At 36.4% G+C, this 20,291-nt stretch carries 24 protein-coding genes; 17 read left to right on the top strand and 7 right to left on the bottom strand.

What is annotated here, in order from left to right; translation table 11 throughout:
• Positions 1 to 59: 59 nt before the first annotated feature.
• The 4 genes from AC6F34_RS02955 to AC6F34_RS02940 all read left to right on the top strand — a co-directional run bounded on the left by AC6F34_RS02955 (position 60) and on the right by AC6F34_RS02940 (position 3,271).
• Positions 60 to 953: an LCP family protein gene (locus AC6F34_RS02955; RefSeq protein WP_500768802.1), complete on the top strand. Its 894-nt coding sequence runs from the start codon at positions 60 to 62 to the stop codon at positions 951 to 953.
• 81 nt (positions 954 to 1,034) lie between these two features.
• Entirely contained in the window at positions 1,035 to 1,424 is a 390-nt protein-coding gene (locus AC6F34_RS02950) for a hypothetical protein (RefSeq protein WP_500768800.1), read from the top strand.
• Between the two features lies 1 nt (position 1,425).
• A complete protein-coding gene (locus tag AC6F34_RS02945; RefSeq protein ID WP_500768798.1) occupies positions 1,426 to 2,355 on the top strand; it encodes a CobW family GTP-binding protein in 930 nt (309 codons plus the stop codon).
• A gap of 109 nt (positions 2,356 to 2,464) precedes the next feature.
• A complete protein-coding gene (locus tag AC6F34_RS02940) occupies positions 2,465 to 3,271 on the top strand; it encodes a hypothetical protein (protein ID WP_500768796.1) in 807 nt (268 codons plus the stop codon).
• Between the two features lie 41 nt (positions 3,272 to 3,312).
• On the opposite strand, the gene AC6F34_RS02935 is transcribed toward AC6F34_RS02940, so the two are convergent.
• A complete protein-coding gene (locus AC6F34_RS02935; protein WP_500768794.1) occupies positions 3,313 to 3,558 on the bottom strand; it encodes a DNA alkylation repair protein in 246 nt (81 codons plus the stop codon).
• A gap of 243 nt (positions 3,559 to 3,801) precedes the next feature.
• On the opposite strand from AC6F34_RS02935, the gene AC6F34_RS02930 reads away from it, so the two are divergent.
• From AC6F34_RS02930 to AC6F34_RS02915, 4 genes are all read left to right on the top strand, one after another.
• Positions 3,802 to 4,758: a YncE family protein gene (locus AC6F34_RS02930; protein WP_500768792.1), complete on the top strand. Its 957-nt coding sequence runs from the start codon at positions 3,802 to 3,804 to the stop codon at positions 4,756 to 4,758.
• A gap of 4 nt (positions 4,759 to 4,762) precedes the next feature.
• Positions 4,763 to 5,443 (top strand): response regulator transcription factor, encoded by a 681-nt coding sequence (locus AC6F34_RS02925; protein ID WP_500768790.1) that lies wholly within the window; start codon positions 4,763 to 4,765, stop codon positions 5,441 to 5,443.
• Positions 5,440 to 6,843 (top strand): sensor histidine kinase, encoded by a 1,404-nt coding sequence (locus AC6F34_RS02920; protein WP_500768788.1) that lies wholly within the window; start codon positions 5,440 to 5,442, stop codon positions 6,841 to 6,843. Before AC6F34_RS02925 ends, AC6F34_RS02920 begins: the two co-directional genes overlap by 4 nt.
• A 350-nt stretch (positions 6,844 to 7,193) precedes the next feature.
• Positions 7,194 to 8,021 carry a CAP domain-containing protein gene (locus AC6F34_RS02915; RefSeq protein ID WP_500768786.1) on the top strand — a complete coding sequence of 276 codons (828 nt, stop codon included), beginning with the start codon at positions 7,194 to 7,196 and terminating at the stop codon, positions 8,019 to 8,021.
• Positions 8,022 to 8,291: 270 nt separating this feature from the next.
• On the opposite strand, the gene AC6F34_RS02910 is transcribed toward AC6F34_RS02915, so the two are convergent.
• Positions 8,292 to 8,780, bottom strand: a complete 489-nt coding sequence (locus AC6F34_RS02910) for an Hsp20/alpha crystallin family protein (protein WP_500768784.1) — start codon at positions 8,778 to 8,780, stop codon at positions 8,292 to 8,294.
• Positions 8,781 to 8,988: 208 nt separating this feature from the next.
• Here AC6F34_RS02910 and AC6F34_RS02905 point away from each other — a divergent pair, with 208 nt between their 5' ends.
• Positions 8,989 to 9,768 (top strand): SDR family oxidoreductase, encoded by a 780-nt coding sequence (locus AC6F34_RS02905; RefSeq protein ID WP_500768782.1) that lies wholly within the window; start codon positions 8,989 to 8,991, stop codon positions 9,766 to 9,768.
• A 67-nt stretch (positions 9,769 to 9,835) separates the two neighbouring features.
• The gene (locus AC6F34_RS02900; RefSeq protein WP_500768780.1) at positions 9,836 to 9,982 is read left to right on the top strand and encodes a DUF2639 domain-containing protein; all 147 of its coding nucleotides are present in this window, start codon (positions 9,836 to 9,838) and stop codon (positions 9,980 to 9,982) included.
• 304 nt (positions 9,983 to 10,286) lie between these two features.
• Here the strand turns inward: AC6F34_RS02900 and AC6F34_RS02895 are convergent, their stop codons facing one another.
• Both AC6F34_RS02895 and AC6F34_RS02890 read right to left on the bottom strand, forming a co-directional pair.
• Positions 10,287 to 10,847, bottom strand: coding sequence for a GNAT family N-acetyltransferase (locus AC6F34_RS02895; protein ID WP_500768778.1), 561 nt, complete (start codon positions 10,845 to 10,847; stop codon positions 10,287 to 10,289).
• A 314-nt stretch (positions 10,848 to 11,161) separates the two neighbouring features.
• Entirely contained in the window at positions 11,162 to 11,941 is a 780-nt protein-coding gene (locus AC6F34_RS02890) for an undecaprenyl-diphosphate phosphatase (RefSeq protein ID WP_500770105.1), read from the bottom strand.
• A gap of 225 nt (positions 11,942 to 12,166) precedes the next feature.
• On the opposite strand from AC6F34_RS02890, the gene AC6F34_RS02885 reads away from it, so the two are divergent.
• Complete coding sequence (locus AC6F34_RS02885; RefSeq protein WP_500768776.1) at positions 12,167 to 12,490, top strand: DUF4870 domain-containing protein; 324 nt, start codon at positions 12,167 to 12,169, stop codon at positions 12,488 to 12,490.
• A gap of 332 nt (positions 12,491 to 12,822) precedes the next feature.
• Here AC6F34_RS02885 and AC6F34_RS02880 read toward each other — a convergent pair whose 3' ends face one another.
• On the bottom strand, positions 12,823 to 12,963 hold the full coding sequence (locus tag AC6F34_RS02880) for a hypothetical protein (protein WP_500770175.1): 141 nt from the start codon (positions 12,961 to 12,963) through the stop codon (positions 12,823 to 12,825).
• A gap of 469 nt (positions 12,964 to 13,432) precedes the next feature.
• Here AC6F34_RS02880 and AC6F34_RS02875 point away from each other — a divergent pair, with 469 nt between their 5' ends.
• From AC6F34_RS02875 to AC6F34_RS02865, 3 genes are read left to right on the top strand one after another with little or no spacing between them, the layout of a single operon-like run.
• The gene (locus AC6F34_RS02875; protein WP_500768774.1) at positions 13,433 to 13,633 is read left to right on the top strand and encodes a PLD nuclease N-terminal domain-containing protein; all 201 of its coding nucleotides are present in this window, start codon (positions 13,433 to 13,435) and stop codon (positions 13,631 to 13,633) included.
• Positions 13,633 to 14,541 carry an ABC transporter ATP-binding protein gene (locus tag AC6F34_RS02870; RefSeq protein WP_500768772.1) on the top strand — a complete coding sequence of 303 codons (909 nt, stop codon included), beginning with the start codon at positions 13,633 to 13,635 and terminating at the stop codon, positions 14,539 to 14,541. Before AC6F34_RS02875 ends, AC6F34_RS02870 begins: the two co-directional genes overlap by 1 nt.
• Positions 14,538 to 15,314, top strand: coding sequence for an ABC transporter permease (locus AC6F34_RS02865; RefSeq protein ID WP_500768770.1), 777 nt, complete (start codon positions 14,538 to 14,540; stop codon positions 15,312 to 15,314). Before AC6F34_RS02870 ends, AC6F34_RS02865 begins: the two co-directional genes overlap by 4 nt.
• 46 nt (positions 15,315 to 15,360) lie before the next feature.
• On the opposite strand, the gene AC6F34_RS02860 is transcribed toward AC6F34_RS02865, so the two are convergent.
• Positions 15,361 to 15,927 (bottom strand): YdcF family protein, encoded by a 567-nt coding sequence (locus tag AC6F34_RS02860; RefSeq protein ID WP_500768768.1) that lies wholly within the window; start codon positions 15,925 to 15,927, stop codon positions 15,361 to 15,363.
• Positions 15,928 to 16,079: 152 nt separating this feature from the next.
• Between AC6F34_RS02860 and AC6F34_RS02855 the strand changes: the two genes are divergently transcribed.
• Complete coding sequence (locus tag AC6F34_RS02855) at positions 16,080 to 16,856, top strand: hypothetical protein (RefSeq protein ID WP_500768766.1); 777 nt, start codon at positions 16,080 to 16,082, stop codon at positions 16,854 to 16,856.
• A 96-nt stretch (positions 16,857 to 16,952) separates the two neighbouring features.
• Positions 16,953 to 17,531, top strand: coding sequence for a TlpA disulfide reductase family protein (locus tag AC6F34_RS02850; RefSeq protein ID WP_500768764.1), 579 nt, complete (start codon positions 16,953 to 16,955; stop codon positions 17,529 to 17,531).
• Between the two features lie 252 nt (positions 17,532 to 17,783).
• On the opposite strand, the gene AC6F34_RS02845 is transcribed toward AC6F34_RS02850, so the two are convergent.
• Entirely contained in the window at positions 17,784 to 18,596 is an 813-nt protein-coding gene (locus AC6F34_RS02845) for an EcsC family protein (RefSeq protein ID WP_500768762.1), read from the bottom strand.
• 165 nt (positions 18,597 to 18,761) lie between these two features.
• On the opposite strand from AC6F34_RS02845, the gene AC6F34_RS02840 reads away from it, so the two are divergent.
• Positions 18,762 to 20,063 (top strand): NCS2 family permease, encoded by a 1,302-nt coding sequence (locus tag AC6F34_RS02840; RefSeq protein WP_500768760.1) that lies wholly within the window; start codon positions 18,762 to 18,764, stop codon positions 20,061 to 20,063.
• The last annotated feature ends 228 nt before the right edge of the window (positions 20,064 to 20,291 follow it).

Genomic DNA, 20,291 nt, shown 5'->3' with positions numbered 1-20,291 from the left:
TCTAATTATGTAACAATGCTAAGAAGGATGAAATCTCAAACGAATAGGAGTGTACATACATGAAGAGGATTTGCCTACTCTTGGTTTTATTTACATTGATTTTAGCTTCATGTTCACCGTTTCAAATAGAAAATGAAGTACAACCAGATGATGGAAATGATCATCTTCAAGTTGAAGAAACGACTGAAACGAGAAATATACTTCTCGTTGGTGTTGATGCATTAGATGAAGGTGGAAATCGTTCAGACGCGATAATTCTAGCTAGAGTTGAACCTAAAGAAAATGTAATCAAGCTCATCTCATTAATGCGTGATAGTTATGTGGAGGTTCCTGGGTATGAGATGCGTTACAGCAAACTAAACCATGCATATAACCTAGGAGGAATTGATTTATTAAAGGAAACGATTGAGCAAAACTTCTCTTTGCCTGTACATAATAGTGTTATCATTGATTTTCACGGATTTGAATCGATGCTAGATATGATAGCCCCTGATGGAATTGAAGTCGATGTCCCTGCTGCAATGATTGAAGATATGGCACTAGAGCGCACCCCAGGTTTACAGCAATTAAAGGGAAGTGAGTTATTAAAGTACGTGAGATTTAGACATGATGACCGAAGTGATTTCGGACGAGTAAATCGCCAACAAGAAGTATTAATTGCGATCAAAGATCAAGTTGTGCAGAATTTAACATCTATCGATGGACTAGTGAAGTTTCCTGGGCTTGTGAAAGAAGGGCTTCAATATGTAGAGACAGATCTAAAGTTAGATGAAATGGTGATGCTTGGTGTCTCTATGGTGTTTCATCCTGATACAACGGTTGAAACTTTAAGAATTCCAGTTGAAAACAGCTTTGAAAATAAGCATTATGAGCATGCTGGTTCAGTACTTCAATTGGATTTCACTCAAAATGTAGAAGCCATTCATCAGTTCTTAAATACAGAAGAGCAATAATGGCTTTTCCTTTACTTTGTACGTTTCTTTACATACAATATCTTAATATAAAGATAAACAATGTATGTTTGAGGTGATTTCTTGAAGCAAATTGTTCAATTACACGAGGGAACAAAGGAGAAAGTTGCTTTATTAGAGCATCAACTTGAAAAAGTAGGCTTTGCACTTCAGCAAAAATATTCTCAAGTGTTCACCGAATGGGATGAATCAATTATAATCGAAGTTGTTCGAAGCTTAAAAGGAAAGCCATCGACAAGTGAAAAAATCTTACATCCTAATTATGAATCTTATATAGAAGTAGCAATCGAAACTGATTCAGATTACTTTCCACAAATGTATGTACCGATCTGGAAATGTAAAGAAGAACTATTTCATCAAGTGGGGTATGTTACAACTGAATCGATTTCGATGATTGAGCTTAAGATTCAGGAATTAGTAAGAGAGATCTTGGAGGAACGAGAGGATCATTAATATGAGTAAATCAGAAGTTTATATATTGTCTGGATTTTTAGGGAGTGGCAAGACAACTCTGCTAAAACAATTACTGCAAAAGGAAAAGGAGCTAGGGCGAAAAACAGCTGTGATGATGAATGAGTTAGGAAAGGTGTCCATTGACTCTAATGAAGTAAACGAAGAAGACGTTGCCTTAAAGGAGCTATTAGATGGCTGTATTTGTTGTACGATACAAGATAAGCTTGAGTCACAATTACAGGAATTATTAGTAAACGACAAACCTGAAGTCATCTACATTGAATCCACTGGTGCTGCACATCCAGTAGAAGTATTAGATGGAATCGTTTCTCCTTACTTTGCAGAGAAGATTATGTTTAAAGGGATTCTCTCAGTAATTGACAGCAAAATGTGGCTAGCGAGGCAAACATTTAGCCCACAAGTTCAATTATTGGTGATTGAACAAGCTCGACACGCCGATTTATTGATCATTAATAAAATTGATCTAGTCAGTGAAGCAGAACAAAATCAAGTTATGGCGGAAGTTCAAGCCTATAACCCACATGCGATGACGATTTTAACAACAAACGCAAAGGTACCTGCAAAATACTTAGAGAATATTCAAGCACAAGTACACGATAATCATGAAAAAGTACATGTGAAAAACAAAATGAACTTAAGTACATATGTTCATTTATTTACAAAGGCAATCGATCGGGATGCATTTGAAGACTTCTTAAGAGAGATTCCAGACAATGTTTTTCGAATCAAAGGCTATATCAAATTTGGTGAAGCGAACTACCCGACTTCCTTTCAATACTCTTATGGGATGCCAATATTCTTCCCTGAAGATATGAACCATGCCTTAATTATGGTGTTTATCGGTGAAAACATGGAATGGGATGAGATCAAACAGCAACTAAAAAAACTAGAATTAGCAGCTAATCGATGAAACTCGAAATTTTAACAGTAGATGTATGACCTTCCAATTATCGGCAGTATATCAACTTGAAAACGTGAAACACTTCTTAATATCATATAGAAAAGTGGTGTAATCACGTATGAAAAAATGGAAGGTTTTATTCTTTTTTTTACTAGTCCAAAGTGTTTTAAGTGCTAATGTACATGCAGCAAAGATTGAAACGATGCCAGTCGAACTTTTATCATGGGAGAATGTCAACGAGTTGCTTCCTAAATACAGCAAGTTTACTGTTGTGGATCTTGATACCGGTAAGCAATTTAAGGTACAGAGAAGAGCAGGTTCACACCATGCCGATGTTCAGCCGTTAACGAAGGCTGATACAAAAATGATGAAAATGATTTATGATGGAAAATGGAGTTGGAAAAGAAGAGCGATCATCGTTTATACAGATGATCGACTCATTGCAGCTTCAATGCATGGGATGCCACATGGGGCAGGTTCATTAAATAATAACTTTCCTGGGCATTTCTGCATTCATTTTAATGGGAGTACAACCCATCGAACAAATGAAATGGATTTATCGCATAAATTAATGATTTATAAAGCTGCTGGCGTTTTAAAGCAATACTTCGATCACGCAGAAGCGGAGAAGATCGCACATGCTTATATAGCAGGAATCAAACAACATGATGCCACAACGTTACGCTTTGCTTCGACAGGTGAGAAGTTTAGACAATTGTTTCACACTGTTGAAAATGTAAAGTTGAATCAGCTTACCGAATTAAGCACATCTGAACTCGTTGTACAATATGAAGCTGATCTCGATTGGTATTTGAAAGATAAGGGAAGAATTCACACAAGCAATAACATCATACTAATAAGGAACTCCCCCTTTGAACCATGGAAAGTTGATCATGGCCAATTTATAAACAAACATGAACTTTAAAAACACGAAGCTGTAGTGAAAGCTACAGCTTCGTGTTATTTTTAGCTTCTTTTTTCTCCAAACTTAATGAACGTTTTTTCATCCTCAATTAAGCCACATGAAGCACATTGTACTTTATAGCTTGGTCCTTTGTAGCTCAAATGAAAAGGGGTTAGGTCCTCTTCTGCAAATTCCTCTAAAATTTGACCTGATTGAGGATCCAATTTAACAGATTTTGCTTGCTGCTCAATAATATTGAAGCGACTTCGATTTGTTTTACAATTAGGACAACAATAAGGTGAACTCATCGTAATCTCCTTTCGGTTGTGAGAAGTAGATCAAAAAAATTAATTTCATAACTCAATTGAATGAAAGGCAATCCTCTTATGAGTAGAATCCCATCATATTCAATACTTTTTGCAATCTACTATCAAATTATGTAAGAATACATTTGTAAGAAAAGATCGCAATCTTTTTTAATTGTTTTCACACTTTTTACACATTATCTCGATAGTATGAAGGTGAGATTATTGATACAAAGGAGTATAAGAATGTCGATCAAATTTCACTACATAGGTTTTGTCATATGCGCGTGCCTATTATGTGCATGTAATAAAACGATACATGAAACAATTCCTACAGAAAGAGCAATAGTGGGAACAGTAAATATGAAGGATCAGACAGTTTCGTTTGTTGATTTACATCAGCATGAAAACCTCGCAACATGGCATATACAGAAACCAATTAGCGGAGGTTTATTATTGCAAGACGGTGATACATTTATTCTCTATGGAAAGTATTTGGAAGAGGTGCTTGTTTATTCTTTAAGAGAAGGAATTGAAATAGATCAATGGAACTTAGGTGAGGGAATAACAAACAGTATTCAATTAGATAATGCTCTTGTTTTTATAGATGAGGATAATGAAAGTGTACGATTTATAACTCATGGTGGAGAAGAACTAAAAGAGATTTCATTGCCTTCTTCCCCAATAGATATGACATACTATAATGAGAAGGGGTTATTTATCCTTACTCGCGAGGAAATGGTTTTAATTGATACAGAACAAATGAGTATGATTCAGAAATTTCCAATTCATGATGCACCCTCCGGATTAACTTACCTCGAAAAGGAAGATGAAGTCTGGATCGGAGGCCATGGAAGTGGTATACATATTGAAGAACATATACATGGTTATGATTTAAAGTCTGGAGCAACAACAACTAATATTTACGCGCCTACAATGCCAATACGACTTTTACAAACAGAGCAATTTGTACATGTTTTAAGTCACGGATCAAATGAATTGTACCAATTTAATAAAAATGGAGAATTCCATGATTCCATTCAAATAGGGGCCAATCCTTTTCAAATGATTCAATACAATGACGAATTAGTAGTGGCAGGCTATGACAGCAATGACCTCCATTTTCTTTCTATCGACACTTTAGAAGTGAAAGGCAAAGCGAATGTAGGAGAAGGACCGTTTTCAATTTTTATAAGGGAGTAAATCTATGAGCAAATACACTATATTAATCATTGATGATGAAGCAGATATGAGGCTGTTAACTTCAATGTATTTGGAAAACTCAGGTTTTCATTGTCATACCGCATCAAGTGGTGAAGAAGCATACAGCTGGTTAAGAGAGAATGAATGCGATTTAATCATACTCGATATTATGATGCCAAATGAGGATGGATTTGAAGTTTGCGAAAAGATCCGTAAGCATTCAGAAATTCCAATCATTTTTCTTTCTGCGAAAGGCGAAGAGTGGGACAAAGTGAAGGCGCTTCAATTGGGCGGTGATGATTATATCGTGAAGCCATTAAGTCCAGGTGAGTTGATTGCGAGAATTCACGCTGTATTGCGGAGAACAAAGCAGGCAGTCGCAGAGTCAAACGTAATCCGCTTTGCAGACATAACAGTTGATAAAAAAGCAAGGAAAGTAATGGTCGGGGATAAGGCGATTGCTTTAACCTTAAAGGAATTTGAATTACTAATCGTCTTTTTAGAACATAAAAATCAAGCATTATCGCGCGAACAACTCCTTGAACGTATATGGGGTCTTGAATATGAAGGTAGTTTGAGAACTGTAGATACACATATTAAAACATTAAGAATGAAGTTAGGTTCTGCAGATTATATTTCAACAGTCTGGGGTGTAGGATACAAGTTTGAGGTGCCTACAGCATGAGTTTTATGACAAACTCGATAATAAAAAAGCTGTGGCTAGTTGTAACTGCTGCCATCTTGATTACAATTGTATACTCATACATCCTTTCTTATTTATTTTATGAGAAGCTCTATGTTTCTAATATGGAGGATTCTTTATTGGAAGAAGGATATGCCCTTGCTGAAGATTATGAAGGCGGACCATTAACTGACGACCTTATGGAAAAGGTTAAATGGTACAATTCAAAAGCACAGACAGAGGTTTTCCTTGTGAATAATCCTCGTGAATTAAGTATGTGCATACCCTTCGAGATTGACTATCAATCACTAATTGATGGAGACGAACGCCAGCAACTTTTAAAAGGACAGGCGGTCTATAAAGAAGGGTATGAAGAAAGGCTAAATCGGAACATCATGGGTGTCGTCATTCCATTATTAGATGGCAATCATTTAGAGGGAATCATTTATTTATATATGCCCTTGGCTAATATCTCAGAGATTACCCAGGAATTTGCGATTCTATGGATGATAGCTGCCATTCTATTTATGATTATTGCGATGCTAGCAGGAAGTTTTATTATTAAGAAACTTACTCAGCCCATTCAGGATATTAAGGAAGCTGCTGATGCTGTATCAAAAGGTGATTATACCGTTTCAATTGATCATCATGCTAAAGATGAAATTGGCCAATTGGCACATGCCTTTAACCACATGGCCTCTTCAATTCATAAAGAGGATGAGCGCAAGAAAGAGTTTTTGGCAAATGTCTCCCACGAGTTGCGCACCCCTATTAGTTATGTGAAGGGATATAGCGATGCCATTCTATCAAACATCGTCAAAAGCAAGGAGGAGGAAAAGCAGTTTCTTTCCTTAATCTATCGTGAGGCGAGTAGAATGGAACGTTTGGTACGCGACTTATTGGATTTGTCTAAGCTCGAATCAGATGAGCTCGTACTGCGTAAAATGTATTTGCCATTAGCACAATTGCTTGAGGACGCATCACAAAAGTATAAACCGTTGCTCGCGGATAAAGGGCTGGAGTTTGTATTGAACCTTGATCCTGAAGTTATTGTAAATGTTGATGAGGATCGTATGGAACAAATTTTTCATAATATTATGGACAATGCATTACGGTATACTGAACAAGGTGTGATTACGATCAACCTATTCCATAAAAAAGAAGAGTGCTATATAAAGTTTGAAGATACTGGAATTGGTATTCCTGAAGAGGACTTAGCAAAAGTGAAGCAAAGGTTTTATCGTGTAAACAAAGCGAGGACAAGGAAAGATGGTGGAACTGGCCTTGGTTTAGCCATAGCTGAGAAGCTCACCAACCTACACGGTGGCAGACTTAAAATTGAGAGCACTGTAGGGATTGGAACGGTTGTTACAGTCGTGTTACCGATTGAAGCCATGAAATAGATATGTTCGCAAGCTTATTATTATACGCGACATCAATTTGTAACAACTGTAAATATTTGTGCTCTGATAAAAACCTGTCAATCCTAATTTCGTAGGTTATTCGTGGAAAGCAATATAGAGCTTATCCTCTTAAGGGAAAAATAGGAACGGAAACACAATTAATAGCTTTAATTGAAAAACCTATTATTATCAATGTTTTTTATAAAGCGTGCGTAAGTCGTTAAGATGATGATGAATGTTTGGATAAAAGTAACCAAAACCTCCCATGAATATTACAAAAAACCCGTGATATGATGAATGTGCACCAACGAGGCAATAAAAAATACTAATGCACATAGGGAGGATTCATCGTGAATAAAAAAATATTACTATCAGTTGCAGCAACAGCAGCTTTACTAATTTCTACTCCTGGTATGAATAAAGCAGAGGCTGCACAGCCTATTAAAATAGATTCAAAGGTAATCAACCTTACTTCTCCGGAGAAAGCTCAGGAGCAAATCAGTTCTATTTTAAATAAATACCTTAATTCTTATAATCTTGACTTACAAAGCTTGCTTAGCCAAGTACATGAATTAAAGCAGGCCAATATTGTAAAGAAGGAAATGCCAGCTAAACAACCGAACAAAGAAGTAGAAGTTAACAAGCCTCAAGAGCAAGCTGTAGAACAACCAGCTCAACAAGAAGCACCTAAGCCTGAAAAGCAAGAAACACCAGCTGTAAACCAACAGCCAAACCAAAACCAACAGCAAAACCAAGGTTCTACGAATCAAGAGCCTTCAAATGTACAGCAAAATGCATCAGTGAGTGCATTCGAACAACAAGTTTTAGATTTAACGAACGCTGAACGTGCTAAATATGGTGTGGCAGCACTACAACTAGATGTTGAGCTTAGCAAGGTTGCGCGTGAAAAATCTCGTGACATGCAGCAAAAAGGATACTTTGACCATAATAGTCCAACTTACGGTTCTCCATTTGATATGATGAAGCAATTTGGAATCTCGTATTCTACTGCTGGAGAAAATATTGCAATGGGCCAACGTTCTCCACAAGAAGTTGTTACTGCTTGGATGAACAGTGAAGGTCACCGTAAAAACATCTTAAATGCGAACTACACACATCTTGGTGTAGGTCATGTAGAACAAGGGAATTACTGGACACAAATGTTTATTGGAAAATAATTTATGTAACAGCAAATCCCCCGATTCCTTCGGGGGATTTGAGATTGTAGACAAAGTCGATTTCCGACTTTGTCTACATGTTTTTTCAAAGGACTTAAAACCCTCAGACTGTGTTGAAAACGCTTGTCAGACTAGGCGTGCAGTCAAGTGAAGACCCGAGTAGAACACCCGGTTCATGAGGGGACGAACGTGACAAACAACGACGTATGCATGCGTTTGTCAACAGTCTGAAATCCCCCGATTTCTTCGGGGGATTTTATTGTATTTGAATTAAATATCACTGTTTATTTCTATTTCAGAAATCTGCGTATCATGGTTTTTACTCATCCGTATTTCTAGAATATCGTCTTGAATTGCTGCATGTGAGCCTTTTCGCTTCACCATTGAAGGTAGTATGATAGAATGCTGTTCTTCCTCAGACGGTAACCCTTCAATCATAAGTTTTGTTGCTGTATGATACACCCTTACATGATTTAATGAGTGTGCACTTTTTATTGGGATGCGGGCATATACATAATCATGTGTTTCAAAAATTGAGATAGATCCATTGGATGATGAAGGATTTTTTGTTTGGGTGGCATGTGTATGCTGACCAAAAATGTTCCCATCGAATGGCTGATTATTGGCTTCTCCGTTTGCTTGATTTTGAAAAAACTTGCCCATCATTCCTTGCACATAACCAGATACATCATCATGGTTTAAGTTTTTCATTGCTTTCCCCATATCTTTATTCATTGAAAATAAATTCCAAGGAAACATATTCTCACCCTTTCAAAACAAATTGTACACCTTTTTTTTATGTGATCCTTGACGAAGAGCCTATAGGATATCATATGCATATAGGAGAATATTCGTTAAGTACAAAGAAGATTATTCCAATTGGTGGATCTATATTACTTGCATATCAGATCAATCGTGACTAGTATTAGGTTTATAAAAAATAATAATAGGTTGCGGGGTAATCGATTTGAGACAAAAAACAGCTTTAATTACAGGTGGAGCATTAGGAATTGGAAGACAAACTGCTCTACTACTTGCTGAAGCAGGTTTCAATCTAGTTATTAACTACCGTAAGAGCAAAGAAATTGCCGAGGCATTATGTGAAGAAATAACGTTAAAACATGGAACAAAGAACATTGCTTTAGCAGGTGATATTACAAAATATGATGATTGTTTGCGCTTGGTGAAAGAATCAATGGCATCGTTTGAAACGATCGATGTACTCATTCATAATGCGGGTCCATATGTAAATGAACGAAAAAAATTGGTTGATTATGAATGGGATGAATGGCAATACCTTATTAACGGTAATCTAAACGCGGTCTTTTTGCTTTCGAAGTTATTTATTCCGAAAATGCGCGAGCATCGTTTTGGCCGAATCATTACAATAGGCTATGATCGAGTAGAAACTGCTCCTGCATGGATGTACCGATCTGCCTTTGCAGCTGCTAAAACAGGTGTTGCATCACTAACGAAAACACTTGCGTTAGAAGAAGCTGAATTTGGAATTACAGTGAACATGATTTCCCCTGGTGATATTATCGGAACGTGGAAGGAACGCCAAATACAAGAAGCGATACATGAAACAGATCAGGATACTCCAATAGGTCGACCTGGAACGGGGGAAGATGTCGGAAGAGTCATAATGTTCTTGATTGATGATAACTCGAGTTTTATCACAGGAAGTGTCATTCCGGTAACAGGTGGGAAGGATGTACTAGGAAAAGCATTTCGTGAAAAAGAATGATTGGAGTCATGATTTCTTTTTCTCTTCATATAATTAGATGTAAGAATTGTGGAAGGGGAAAAGAAAGATGGCATATCCAGGTTCTAAAGGTTGGTATATTAAGAAGCTTAAGGAAAAAGGTGTAACGAAACACCCAATTGAAATGAGGAAGCTAGAACTATACAAGACGTATGTAGTGCGTAATATTTATAGTCAAATGGTGGACAAACAATAAAAGTAGATTAAAAGGGTATTACTTATAAAGAAAGGGCTAAAAAAGGTAAAAAGCGCAAGAGCATCTTGCGCTTGAGGTTGTAGACAAAGTCGATTTCGACTTTGTCTACATTTTTTTCGTAGTACTTTTTGATAATAAGAGAAACCCTCAGAATGTCTTGAAAACGCTTGTCATACTAGGCGTGCGGTCGAATGAAGACCCGAATAGAACACACGGTTCATGAGGGGACTTTGATGCCAAACAACGACGTATGTGAGCGTTTGTGTCAACAGTCTGAAGCGCAAGAGCATCTTGCGCTTTTTTGTTAAGCTTCAAGTAAGTGTGAAGCTTCTTCAACAATCACGCCTTCACGCTTAACATGAAGGGTATATAAATCTTTTGAAATTTCATATAGGTTATACTCGTATTCACCAGCATTTAGTTGTTCGTAAATCGTTTTTCTCGTTTCATTCGCTAAAATGACATATGGGAGTTTTTCGGCAGCTTTTTGTGAACGAATGTTTTGCTTGCGGATGCGCATAAAAATCGTCTCAATTCCAAGCTCATTAAACGCTTCTTCAAAGAATGCATCCTTGGCAATGCGATTGTAGCCTTTTCCGTGAAAATCTTTGCCTAGCCATGTACCAAGAAAACCTGCATGATCTTGAACATCAAATAGGTTGATGGTGCCGATTGGAGTACCCCATTCATCAAGAATCGTACGTGAAATGACTTCACCACGTTCCTCTGCTTCTAGCGTTTGTTTTGTAATAAACAGTAATTCTTCATAAGATGATGCTTTTTGACGTACAAAAGGGAAGACATCAGGGTGTGCCATTAACTCATATAAAACCTGGCATTCCTGTAAGTCACGTTTCTTGAGCATTGGATTTACCTCCTTAAATATGAGGACAAACCATCTCTAAACGTACAGAAATAGAGATTCTTGGCCCACCCTCGAAATTTTTTGTAAAGTTGCATAAAAAATTTCGGGGTGGGAATCGAACCCACTAGAACCAGTTTTACTGGTGGCGCACCATTTGCCTTCCCTGTCATTTAAAGTAAACGACTATTTTTTTGTATTACATAAAAAGTATGATTACTATCGTATAATACTAAAAAAAAGTTGAAAAGGAAATAGTTTTTTTTCTTATTTTTTTCGCATATTTTTTCCAAAGTTCTACAAAATTTTCAGTCGATTTAAAAGGCTCCTGTCACTTGAAAAATGATGATTGAAATCCCTAGAATCCACACATAAACAGCAAATTCTTTAAGCGAATGTTTCTTAAGATAATTGATCATCCATACAATCGCAATATAGCCAAATATTGCTGAAGAAAGAGTTGCAAGTAGCATTCCGGAAAAGCTAATTGCCTCAACGTGTCCGCTCATCATTTCTTTGAATTGTAATATGATGCCACCTGCAATAACGGGGATAGAAAGTAAGAAGGAAAAATAGGCTGCAGTTTCACGATCTAGCTTTCGCATTAATCCAGCTACAATTGTAAATCCAGACCTTGAGATTGCTGGGAAAATGGCGGCGGCTTGAAAGCTACCGATAAAAAGGGCATCAGAATATCGAATGTCCTCCATTTTCTTTGCTCCTTTTTTAATATAATCAGACATCCATAATATAAATCCAGTAACGATGAATTCCCAGCCGATGGTTACACCTGTTTTTGAAATCGTTTCGAATAAATCGTTAAAGAGCAGGCCGATAATAACAGCAGGGATTGTCCCAATTATTAAAAGCTTGGATCGTTTACCAAAAGGATCTAAAAGAATTTTTGCCAACTCATCCTTATAAACAACAATAACAGCGATTAGCGTACCAAGATGGAGCATTGTGTCTAAGAAAAGTCCTGCTTCGTCAAGGCCAAAAAGGTGCCTGCCAAGAAACAAATGGCCAGTACTAGAAATAGGTAAAAACTCAGTTAGACCTTGAATTATACCGAGAATAAATGCTTCAATTTTTGACATCATCGTTTACTCACCCTTTGTATAAATAGAAAATACTTTGAAATGATTGACCGTTAATGATATAAATAATTTGATTCATAAGGGACAACCTTATCGCACATCTTATTTCATATGTATTAAGGCATGTCCAAATGAAGAACAAGAAATTAAGCGTGAAACTTTTTCTTCCGTATATACGTATGAATAGTAGGAAAAAGGGTAGAAAACAATTGGAGGTGAATCAATATGGACGTAAACCGCGACGAAAAATTAATAGCAACAGCATTATGGTTGATTAGCTTTTGGACTGTATTTATTGGTCCGATTATAATCTGGTTAATTAAAAAAGATGATTCAGCATTCATCGATTATCATGGCCGTGAATATTTAAACTTTTTAATTAGCTATTTTGTCTACGGAATCATTTGCGCAGTTTTAGCAATTATTCTTATTGGATTCTTGCTTGCATGGATTCTTGGAATTGCAGCAATAATTTTCACAATCATTGCGGCAGTAAAAGCCTTCGATGGTCAAGAATACCGCATACCATTTATATTCCGTATTTTATAAAAGAAAATTTTGATCCTACATCGATTAGAATGTAGAAAAAGGGATCTAGGAAAAAACTCCTCGATCCCTTTTGTTCATTTTAATAGTATAATTTTATTAGATGTTACCTTGTTTTGAGCGAATATGGATTACTCTTCGAGTGCATCGGTCTCGTTAGGCTGTTCTCCAATTCCAGAGGCGAACCTTTTCAAGTTCTTCTAGTCATAAGTAAGCATCGCCTGTATAGACAATTTTTTAATTCCCCTTAGGGTTGTCTGTCTCCATCGCATAGCATGTTTTTCTTTTGTGCCTACGAAAATAAAAAATGGGATAAGATACCTGTTCTCCCAACATTAATTTAAAGGTGTTCCACTAAAGATAAATGAAAGAAAAATAGCAGTGTTCAATTTCCGAACTAAATGATCCTTTGGAACAAGTTCTTCTGTACTTAAAGCTTGTAATTGTTCACGTTTATAGATTTGATTTTTAGTCACCAAGTTTCTTCACCTCAAGATTAAGTACATAATAGCTTGATTAGAGTGAAAGGTGAAGATGCAATGCATTTTCTGCGTGCGATACATTGCTACCGAGGTATTCCTTGTCCTCCTGGCAAAGCGTGGCAAGTGAGACTGAAGAATCGAGAGAGCAACGATGTGACTCACGCCATGCCAGAAAAAAGCTTTTGCCGTAAGCGATAATCAACATCTTTCCTTCATTTTTAAACAAAAAGACCGTATGCAAACTAGTTTTATAGTTTGTCTACATCCTAAAGTAGACTATGCCTACTTGTTTTTATAGAGTGATTTAATCAAAAATAGATAAACCCACATACTGTCTTGAAAACGCTTGTCAGCAGGCAGTCTGAAACTTCAATCCTATATCGATTGAAGTTTTTTTATATTTAATGAACGATTTTTAATTTCATTCGTCTCATGGGTAAAGAGGAAAAAAGGAGAGGTTGAAATGGAACAGTTATTGGAAGTGAACTGGGCAATACTTATGCCAATCATAGTCATTCAATTCATATTAATGATTGTCGCACTTATCGATTTAGTGAAAGCATATGAAGTAAGAGGTCAGAAATGGATATGGGCTATTGTCATTATATTCGTAAGTATGTTCGGTCCAATTGTCTATTTTATTTTTGGTAAGGAGAAGCAATGATGCCCATTTTACGTGCAGAAGCAATCAAAAAATCATATGATCGTACAGCAATATTAACAGATCTTCATTTTGAATTACATGAAAATCGAAGCATCGCGCTACTAGGAGCTAACGGTGCAGGGAAGACGACTTTATTAAAGATTATTGCTGGGCTGATTCCGCCAACATCAGGTGATCTTTACATTTTTGGTGAAAAGGAGAAGGACTATCGCAAATTCATTGGTTATCTACCGCAATATCCAGCATTTTTCTCATGGATGAATGCTGAAGAATACTTACAATTTGCTGCGGAGCTATCAAGTGTTTCAGAGTCTCACTTGAAGGAGAGAATTGCTGAGGTGCTGTCTTTAGTTGGGATGTCAGAGCATGCTAAAAAGAAAATTGGACGATATTCTGGTGGAATGAAACAAAGACTTGGGATTGCTCAAGCAATGATTCATAAGCCAAAATTATTGCTTTTAGATGAACCGGTTTCAGCTCTTGATCCTTTTGGAAGAAAAGAAGTTCTCACACTCATACAAAGACTGAAAATGGAAACAACGATTTTGTTTTCTACACATATATTGCATGACGCAGAGGCAATTTGCGACGATTTAATCTTCCTTAAAAAAGGAGAAATTATTGAGAGTGGAAGTTTAACTGAGATACGAAGAAAATATGAAGTGCCTAAGATTGAGTTGGAGTTTGATAAAGAAATTAGCCAATATGAGGACGAATTAAACCATAGCTATTCCTTTACTTCAATTGAGAAGAACGGGCTAATTTATGAGTTCTTTTCTACAAATATTGAGGAAGCAAGACGTCATTTAGTCACCTGTATTTCTGAAAACAATTTACCAATTAGAAGACTTGAAATCAATCAGTCAAATTTAGAAGAAATGTTTGTAAAGGTGGCGAGTGGCAAATGAAGCAATGGTTGACTTTTTTGAAAAAAGAATGTGTTGAAATGACCAGGAACTATCGAATAATCTGGGTACCACTCGTCTTTATCTTAATAGGTATACAACAGCCCATTTCAATGTATTATTTACCAGAGTTACTTGAAAAGATTGGGGACTTACCAGATGGGACAGTTATCGAATTTCCGACCCCGACAGCAGAAGAAATTCTGATTGGTGCACTTGGACAATATGAACTATTAGGTCTAATTACAATTGTCCTTATTTCAATGGGTATGGTAATTAACGAGAAGAAATCAGGGATTGCAAGCATGATTCTTGTTCGTGATGTGTCTTATTTTGCATATATTTTTGCGAAATGGTGTGCATATAGCATATTAACCCTCTTATCATTTTTTATCGGGTATCTTTTAACCTGGTATTACACTGGAGTATTGTTTGCATTCATCCCAATCTCTTCTTTTCTATGGATCGCTTTATTTTATAGTTTATGGCTCATCTTCATATTGACGATTGTTGTATTCTTAAATACATTTTTACGTTCAGCAGGTGTGGCTGCCTTTTTAACAATTGTGTTTGTTTTGCTTCTTTCACTATTAACAAGTTTTACAAATCTAGTGTTAAAGTGGAACCCAGCACTTGTCGTTCAATATGTAAATGATTCGCTTGTCAGCGGGGAGCTACAAAATGACTTAGTTTTTACAGGTACATTCACAGTGTTATTAATCGTCATCCTATTAATCTGTAGTAAATGGACATTTCGAAAATCTGAATTCATGTAGAAGAAAGTTCTTAAAAGCAAGTCCTCAGAGCGGACGTATTTGCTCTTTATCGTCCGAAAAGGAATGTTTTTGTAATAGCTAAGTATTCACGTATCGTTGATTGGAAAACAACAACTTTAGGAGTGGGAGCTGCAAGTGCTTCTGCTTCTATATTTAATTTGTCGGCTAAATAAAGGGCACGATATAAATGGAAGTCATTGCTTACGATAACAGCTTTATTAACACCATAAGCCTCTTTTGTGAAAGATAGATTTTCATAAGTAGATGTTGATTGATCTTCCAGCAATATACGTGATTCCTCAATTCCTGCTTCTTTCATGGCGTGCTTAATTGCAGTAGCTTCTGAAATATATTCTCCAGGACCCTGGCCACCTGAAGCGATAACGGTTGTTTGTGGGTTTTGTTTTGCATATTCAATTGCCGTATTAATTCGATATTGTAATGATAAGGAAGGGGTTTCTCCGTTCACTTTAGCTCCTAGAACGATTAAGTAGGGTATATCGTCATCCGGAATCTGTTTTGCAGTTTCTACCATTTTTCCATGTAGCCATAGGGAATATGAGGAAGCTAGAACTAAACCAAGCAGACATGTGTATATTAATATTTTCTTCATCGATTTTTCTCCTTAAACATTCATGAATCTCTTAATTAATTAATAGACTAAAGGTGAGGGTATTATATATGTAGTTTACTAGATGATTCGTTGAAAAACTCTTAAGATTTCATGAAGATTTACAATAAACGGGATTGCTAGGTGATGGACAGATGAATATTCAACAATATTATGGGGAAAATGCTCAAATCTCTTTGAATGCCGCCCTGCTTGCTCTTTTGCCACCTTTCTTCTTTTGCTTCTATATTCCTTTTGCAAATATACAGAGAGAATTTGTATTCTTAATGATTCCCTTTTTTGTCTATAGCATCATCTCTTTTAGTATTTATTGTATCAATAGATTTAGAGAGAAGAATGTTGATACAACATTTAAAAAGAAGAAGAAGGATTTTTTTCAAACAACTGAATGGTGTTGTACATTTTTACCTTCACCGAGTCTATTTATGCAGTTTTATACAATTCAAGGAGAATTTTTAGGTGAAGTAAAGGACATTAGACGTGAACGCTATCGCTGGTTGCTTCCATATTTTCTTACAAAAGTCATGAGACATCGTTATCTATTTCATGCGGGGAATCATCTGTATCACTTTACTATCACAGAACAATACGTAGATCTTAATTATAATCAAAGCAGGAAAAGGCTTTTTATAAGGAGAAAAAAAGCGTTGAATGAGATAGAATTGTATGATGAACAAACGGGGAAGAGCTTATTGATCGAAAGATCTTATCTCAAATTAGATGTAAATTTTTACTTTGATTCTACTCGAGTTAGTGCAACAATAACAAAAGGCTGGTTACCCATCCAAGCGAAGGATACGATTCTTGATCCGAATACACCGATTATTCAATTACTTACTGATCTATCGGATGAAGAGAAACTACTCCTTATCACTGGGCTAACTCTATGTTTGCGAGAATATGATCATTAAAAATGTAACTAAATTGTGAATGATAGTATTCCTGGATAGTACAATGCCTGCACGTAGTGTATGATGAAGGTAGATAGTTAGATCGAGGTGTTTACTATGAAAAAATGGGTCATCATTATTGGTTCAATTCTACTGTTACTTCTTGTAGTTGATGTGTTTTTACTAGACGGTAAAGGAGTATTGCGCAGTGATTCCTACAACCGAATTGATCAGATTGACAAGATTGAAATTGGCGTAGAAGAAGGAGCACTTGCCCCTGATTTTGAATTAGTGGATTTAAATGGAGACAGTGTAAAACTAAGTGATTATAGAGGCAAAACCGTTCTGTTAAACTTCTGGGCAAGCTGGTGTAAGCCATGTGACGAAGAAATGCCACATATGGAAAAAATGTACCAAAAACACAAGGGTGAAGGCTTCGAAGTTCTTGCAGTGAATTTAAAAAACTATGAACGGTACGCACCAGAAAGAGAAGAATTTTTAGAAAGACATCAGCTCTCGTTTACAATTCCTGTTGACGATACAGGTGATGTTGGAAATACATATAGAATTGTTTCTTTACCAACTAGTTATTTTATTGATATAGATGGTGTCATTCGTCATAAAATTATTGGTCAATTAAGTGAAGAGTACATTGAGAATGAAATTAATAAATTCCCAAAGAAAACGGATAGTTAAATAAAATCTAAAAAGTTGTTACGCATACAAAGGTATTCTACAGTTATCGAACGCTTGTATCTATCATCGTTTTCATTCGAATCGTCATGAACTAAGATGTATACTTTCGACTGCACGCCTAGTGTGTCAAGGATTTTTTGATTTTTTCTATTAGTATTAATTCCTCTAAGTACTATGTAGACAAAGCAGTAACAGCTTTGTCTACATTGCATTTTCGGGGACGATATGTAACGTGGGTGATGCTTTTTTCTTTTATTCTTCGAGTGCTGCTTCTAGTTCTTTTAATTGCTCCTTTAACCGTCTTTTCCGATAAAGCATCATTGCGGTTTCTGCCATTTCGTTTACTGAAGAGCGATTGATGTAAGCACCGAAGACGCTTCCTGCGATTGGGATAATTTGAAAAAGTTTTTTCCAACCGAACTGGTCTCGATATGTAAATGCAACCTCACGCCAACCTTCGATTTCTGAAACAATTTCTCTCTTTGCAACATCTTTATCTTCCTTAAATTGAGCAATTTGTTTAAGAATCGATTGTTTTCCTACAATATCAGCTGAAGCAAATTGCAATACTTTAACTACAAAAATTCTTTCCGATTCTTCATGTGGATCGTATCCATAGCTGATTGCAATATCTTGAATCGTTTTCAATTGAATGCTTAAAAGAAGTGGGATATCGATCGAAAGCGTAAAAAGTCCACCAAAGCCAGTAGATGCTCCTTGCACCGTTGCTAAATTTCTTCTTGATTTCCGTATGCGACCAACAGCTTCATCCATTTCAATTATAGAGAGGTTCTTTACTTCTTCAATCGATTGGATATTATGCTTTGCATAAACAGTTTTTACTGAAGTGATATTACTTAAATAGCGACCACCGGATTGCAAATACTTTCCTAATTCATCAAGGAGGATACCGATTTTATCGTGGATAAACTTTGGTGTCAATTTATCTAATAGTTTAAATGGTAGTCGACCAATTTTTTCCCAAAACCAGAGATCCGATTGCGCTTGTTCCCACTTAATACATCGATCAATTTCCGCTTGTATTGTGTCGATTTGATCTTTCATTATCATTGTCCTCTCTTATCCAGATTCTTTCTATACGTAAATCAAATGTAAAAGTTTCAAATTGGATATTGGCAACTTCCTTCTATTTTGATAGTATACATTAATGTGGCTCAACTTAGCATTGAGCGGGTAGGGAGAGGGCAAAATTAAATAGTAGGTTATTACATGAAACATTGGTTGCAACACTATTTTCAATTAAGTCAGCATAATACCAATTTGAAGAAAGAGGCTATGGCTGGTTTAGTAGGATATTTTACGATCGTCTATATTGTTGCCGTAAATTCACTGATTCTTTCTGAAGCGGGCATACCATTAAACGGAGCCATTTTTGCGACAATAATAACATCAGTTGTCGGATGTCTGATGATTGGCTTCTGGGCGAAGGTTCCGATTTTATTAGTACCTGGAATGGGGATTAATGCTTTATTTACGTATACAATTGTCCATTCAATGGGATTGTCATGGCAAGAGGGACTAGCAGTCGTTTTTGTCTCTGGAATCATTTTCACCGTAATCGCGTTTTCCGGTATGGCCGAAAAGCTTAGAGTGTGGATTCCAAATTCTCTAAAGGAAGGGATAGCAGTTGGACTTGGATTCTTCCTCATACTAATTGGATTAGAAAAAGGGGCCATTGTAGTAACGGGTGAGAATTCATTGATTCAACTTGGGGACTTCTCAAACCCAGTGATGACTGCTACAATCTTCACCTTCATATTGGCAATTGTATTATTTCTTAAAGAGGTTCCTGGAAACTTTTTATGGACAATTCTATTTGGTACGATCATTGCGTTTTTATTAGGAACTGTTCAATGGAGTGATGTTCAGCAAAGTGATCCGGCATCAATTATGGACTTTACAGCTGTTTTTGGGGCATTATCTTTTGGAAGCTTATGGACAATTCCTTTTTGGATAGCGGTGTTCTCATTAACGATGGTACTAGTGTTTGAAAACATTGGGTTGGTCAATGGTCACCTTTCTTTTATTAATAGAGAGGATCGATTTAACTCTTCGTTAAAAGCGAATGCAGTATCTGCGCTTTCTTCTGGTTTGTTTGGAACAAGCCCTACGGTTTCTACTGTTGAAAGTTCTTCAGTAATGGTTGCGGGAGGGCGAACAGGGTTAGCTTCAATTGTAACTGGGGTTCTTTTCCTGTGTACGATTTTTGTTATTCCTTTCATACAAATTATTCCAGGAAGTGCGATTGCACCAATCTTACTAATCATCGGTTGCTTAATGATTCAAAACATTAAAAACATCGAGTTCAAGGATTTGAGTGAAAGCTTACCGGCCTTATTTATGATTGTGATGATTCCCTTTACGTATAGTATCGCGGACGGAATTGCCATTGGATTTATTTTATATCCATTGTTAAAACTAGCTGCTGGAAAGCAAAAGGACGTTTCCCCAGCACTATGGGTGATCTCAATTTTATTTCTAATCCATTTTCTAGTTCAAGTCATTGATTAATGAGATGTGACCGGAGGCTGATAGATGCCTTCGGTTTTTTATATTTATGAAGCTACCATTTTTTGTGCGAATTTACGATAAGAGTGTTAGGGGTGTATTCCTCTCAACCTATGACTTCTTAAAAATGTTATTAGATTGAGGCTGTGATTGAAGATTATGTTTTGTTTAAAACGAAAGGATAGCAACTTTGGCTGGAATCATGTATCATTTTGTTAACAATCTGTTTGG

It is taken from the genome of Niallia sp. CD-39 (assembly GCF_059874745.1).
Note: the sequence above shows the minus strand (reverse complement) of the source record. Positions and strands in the feature narration are given on the sequence as shown.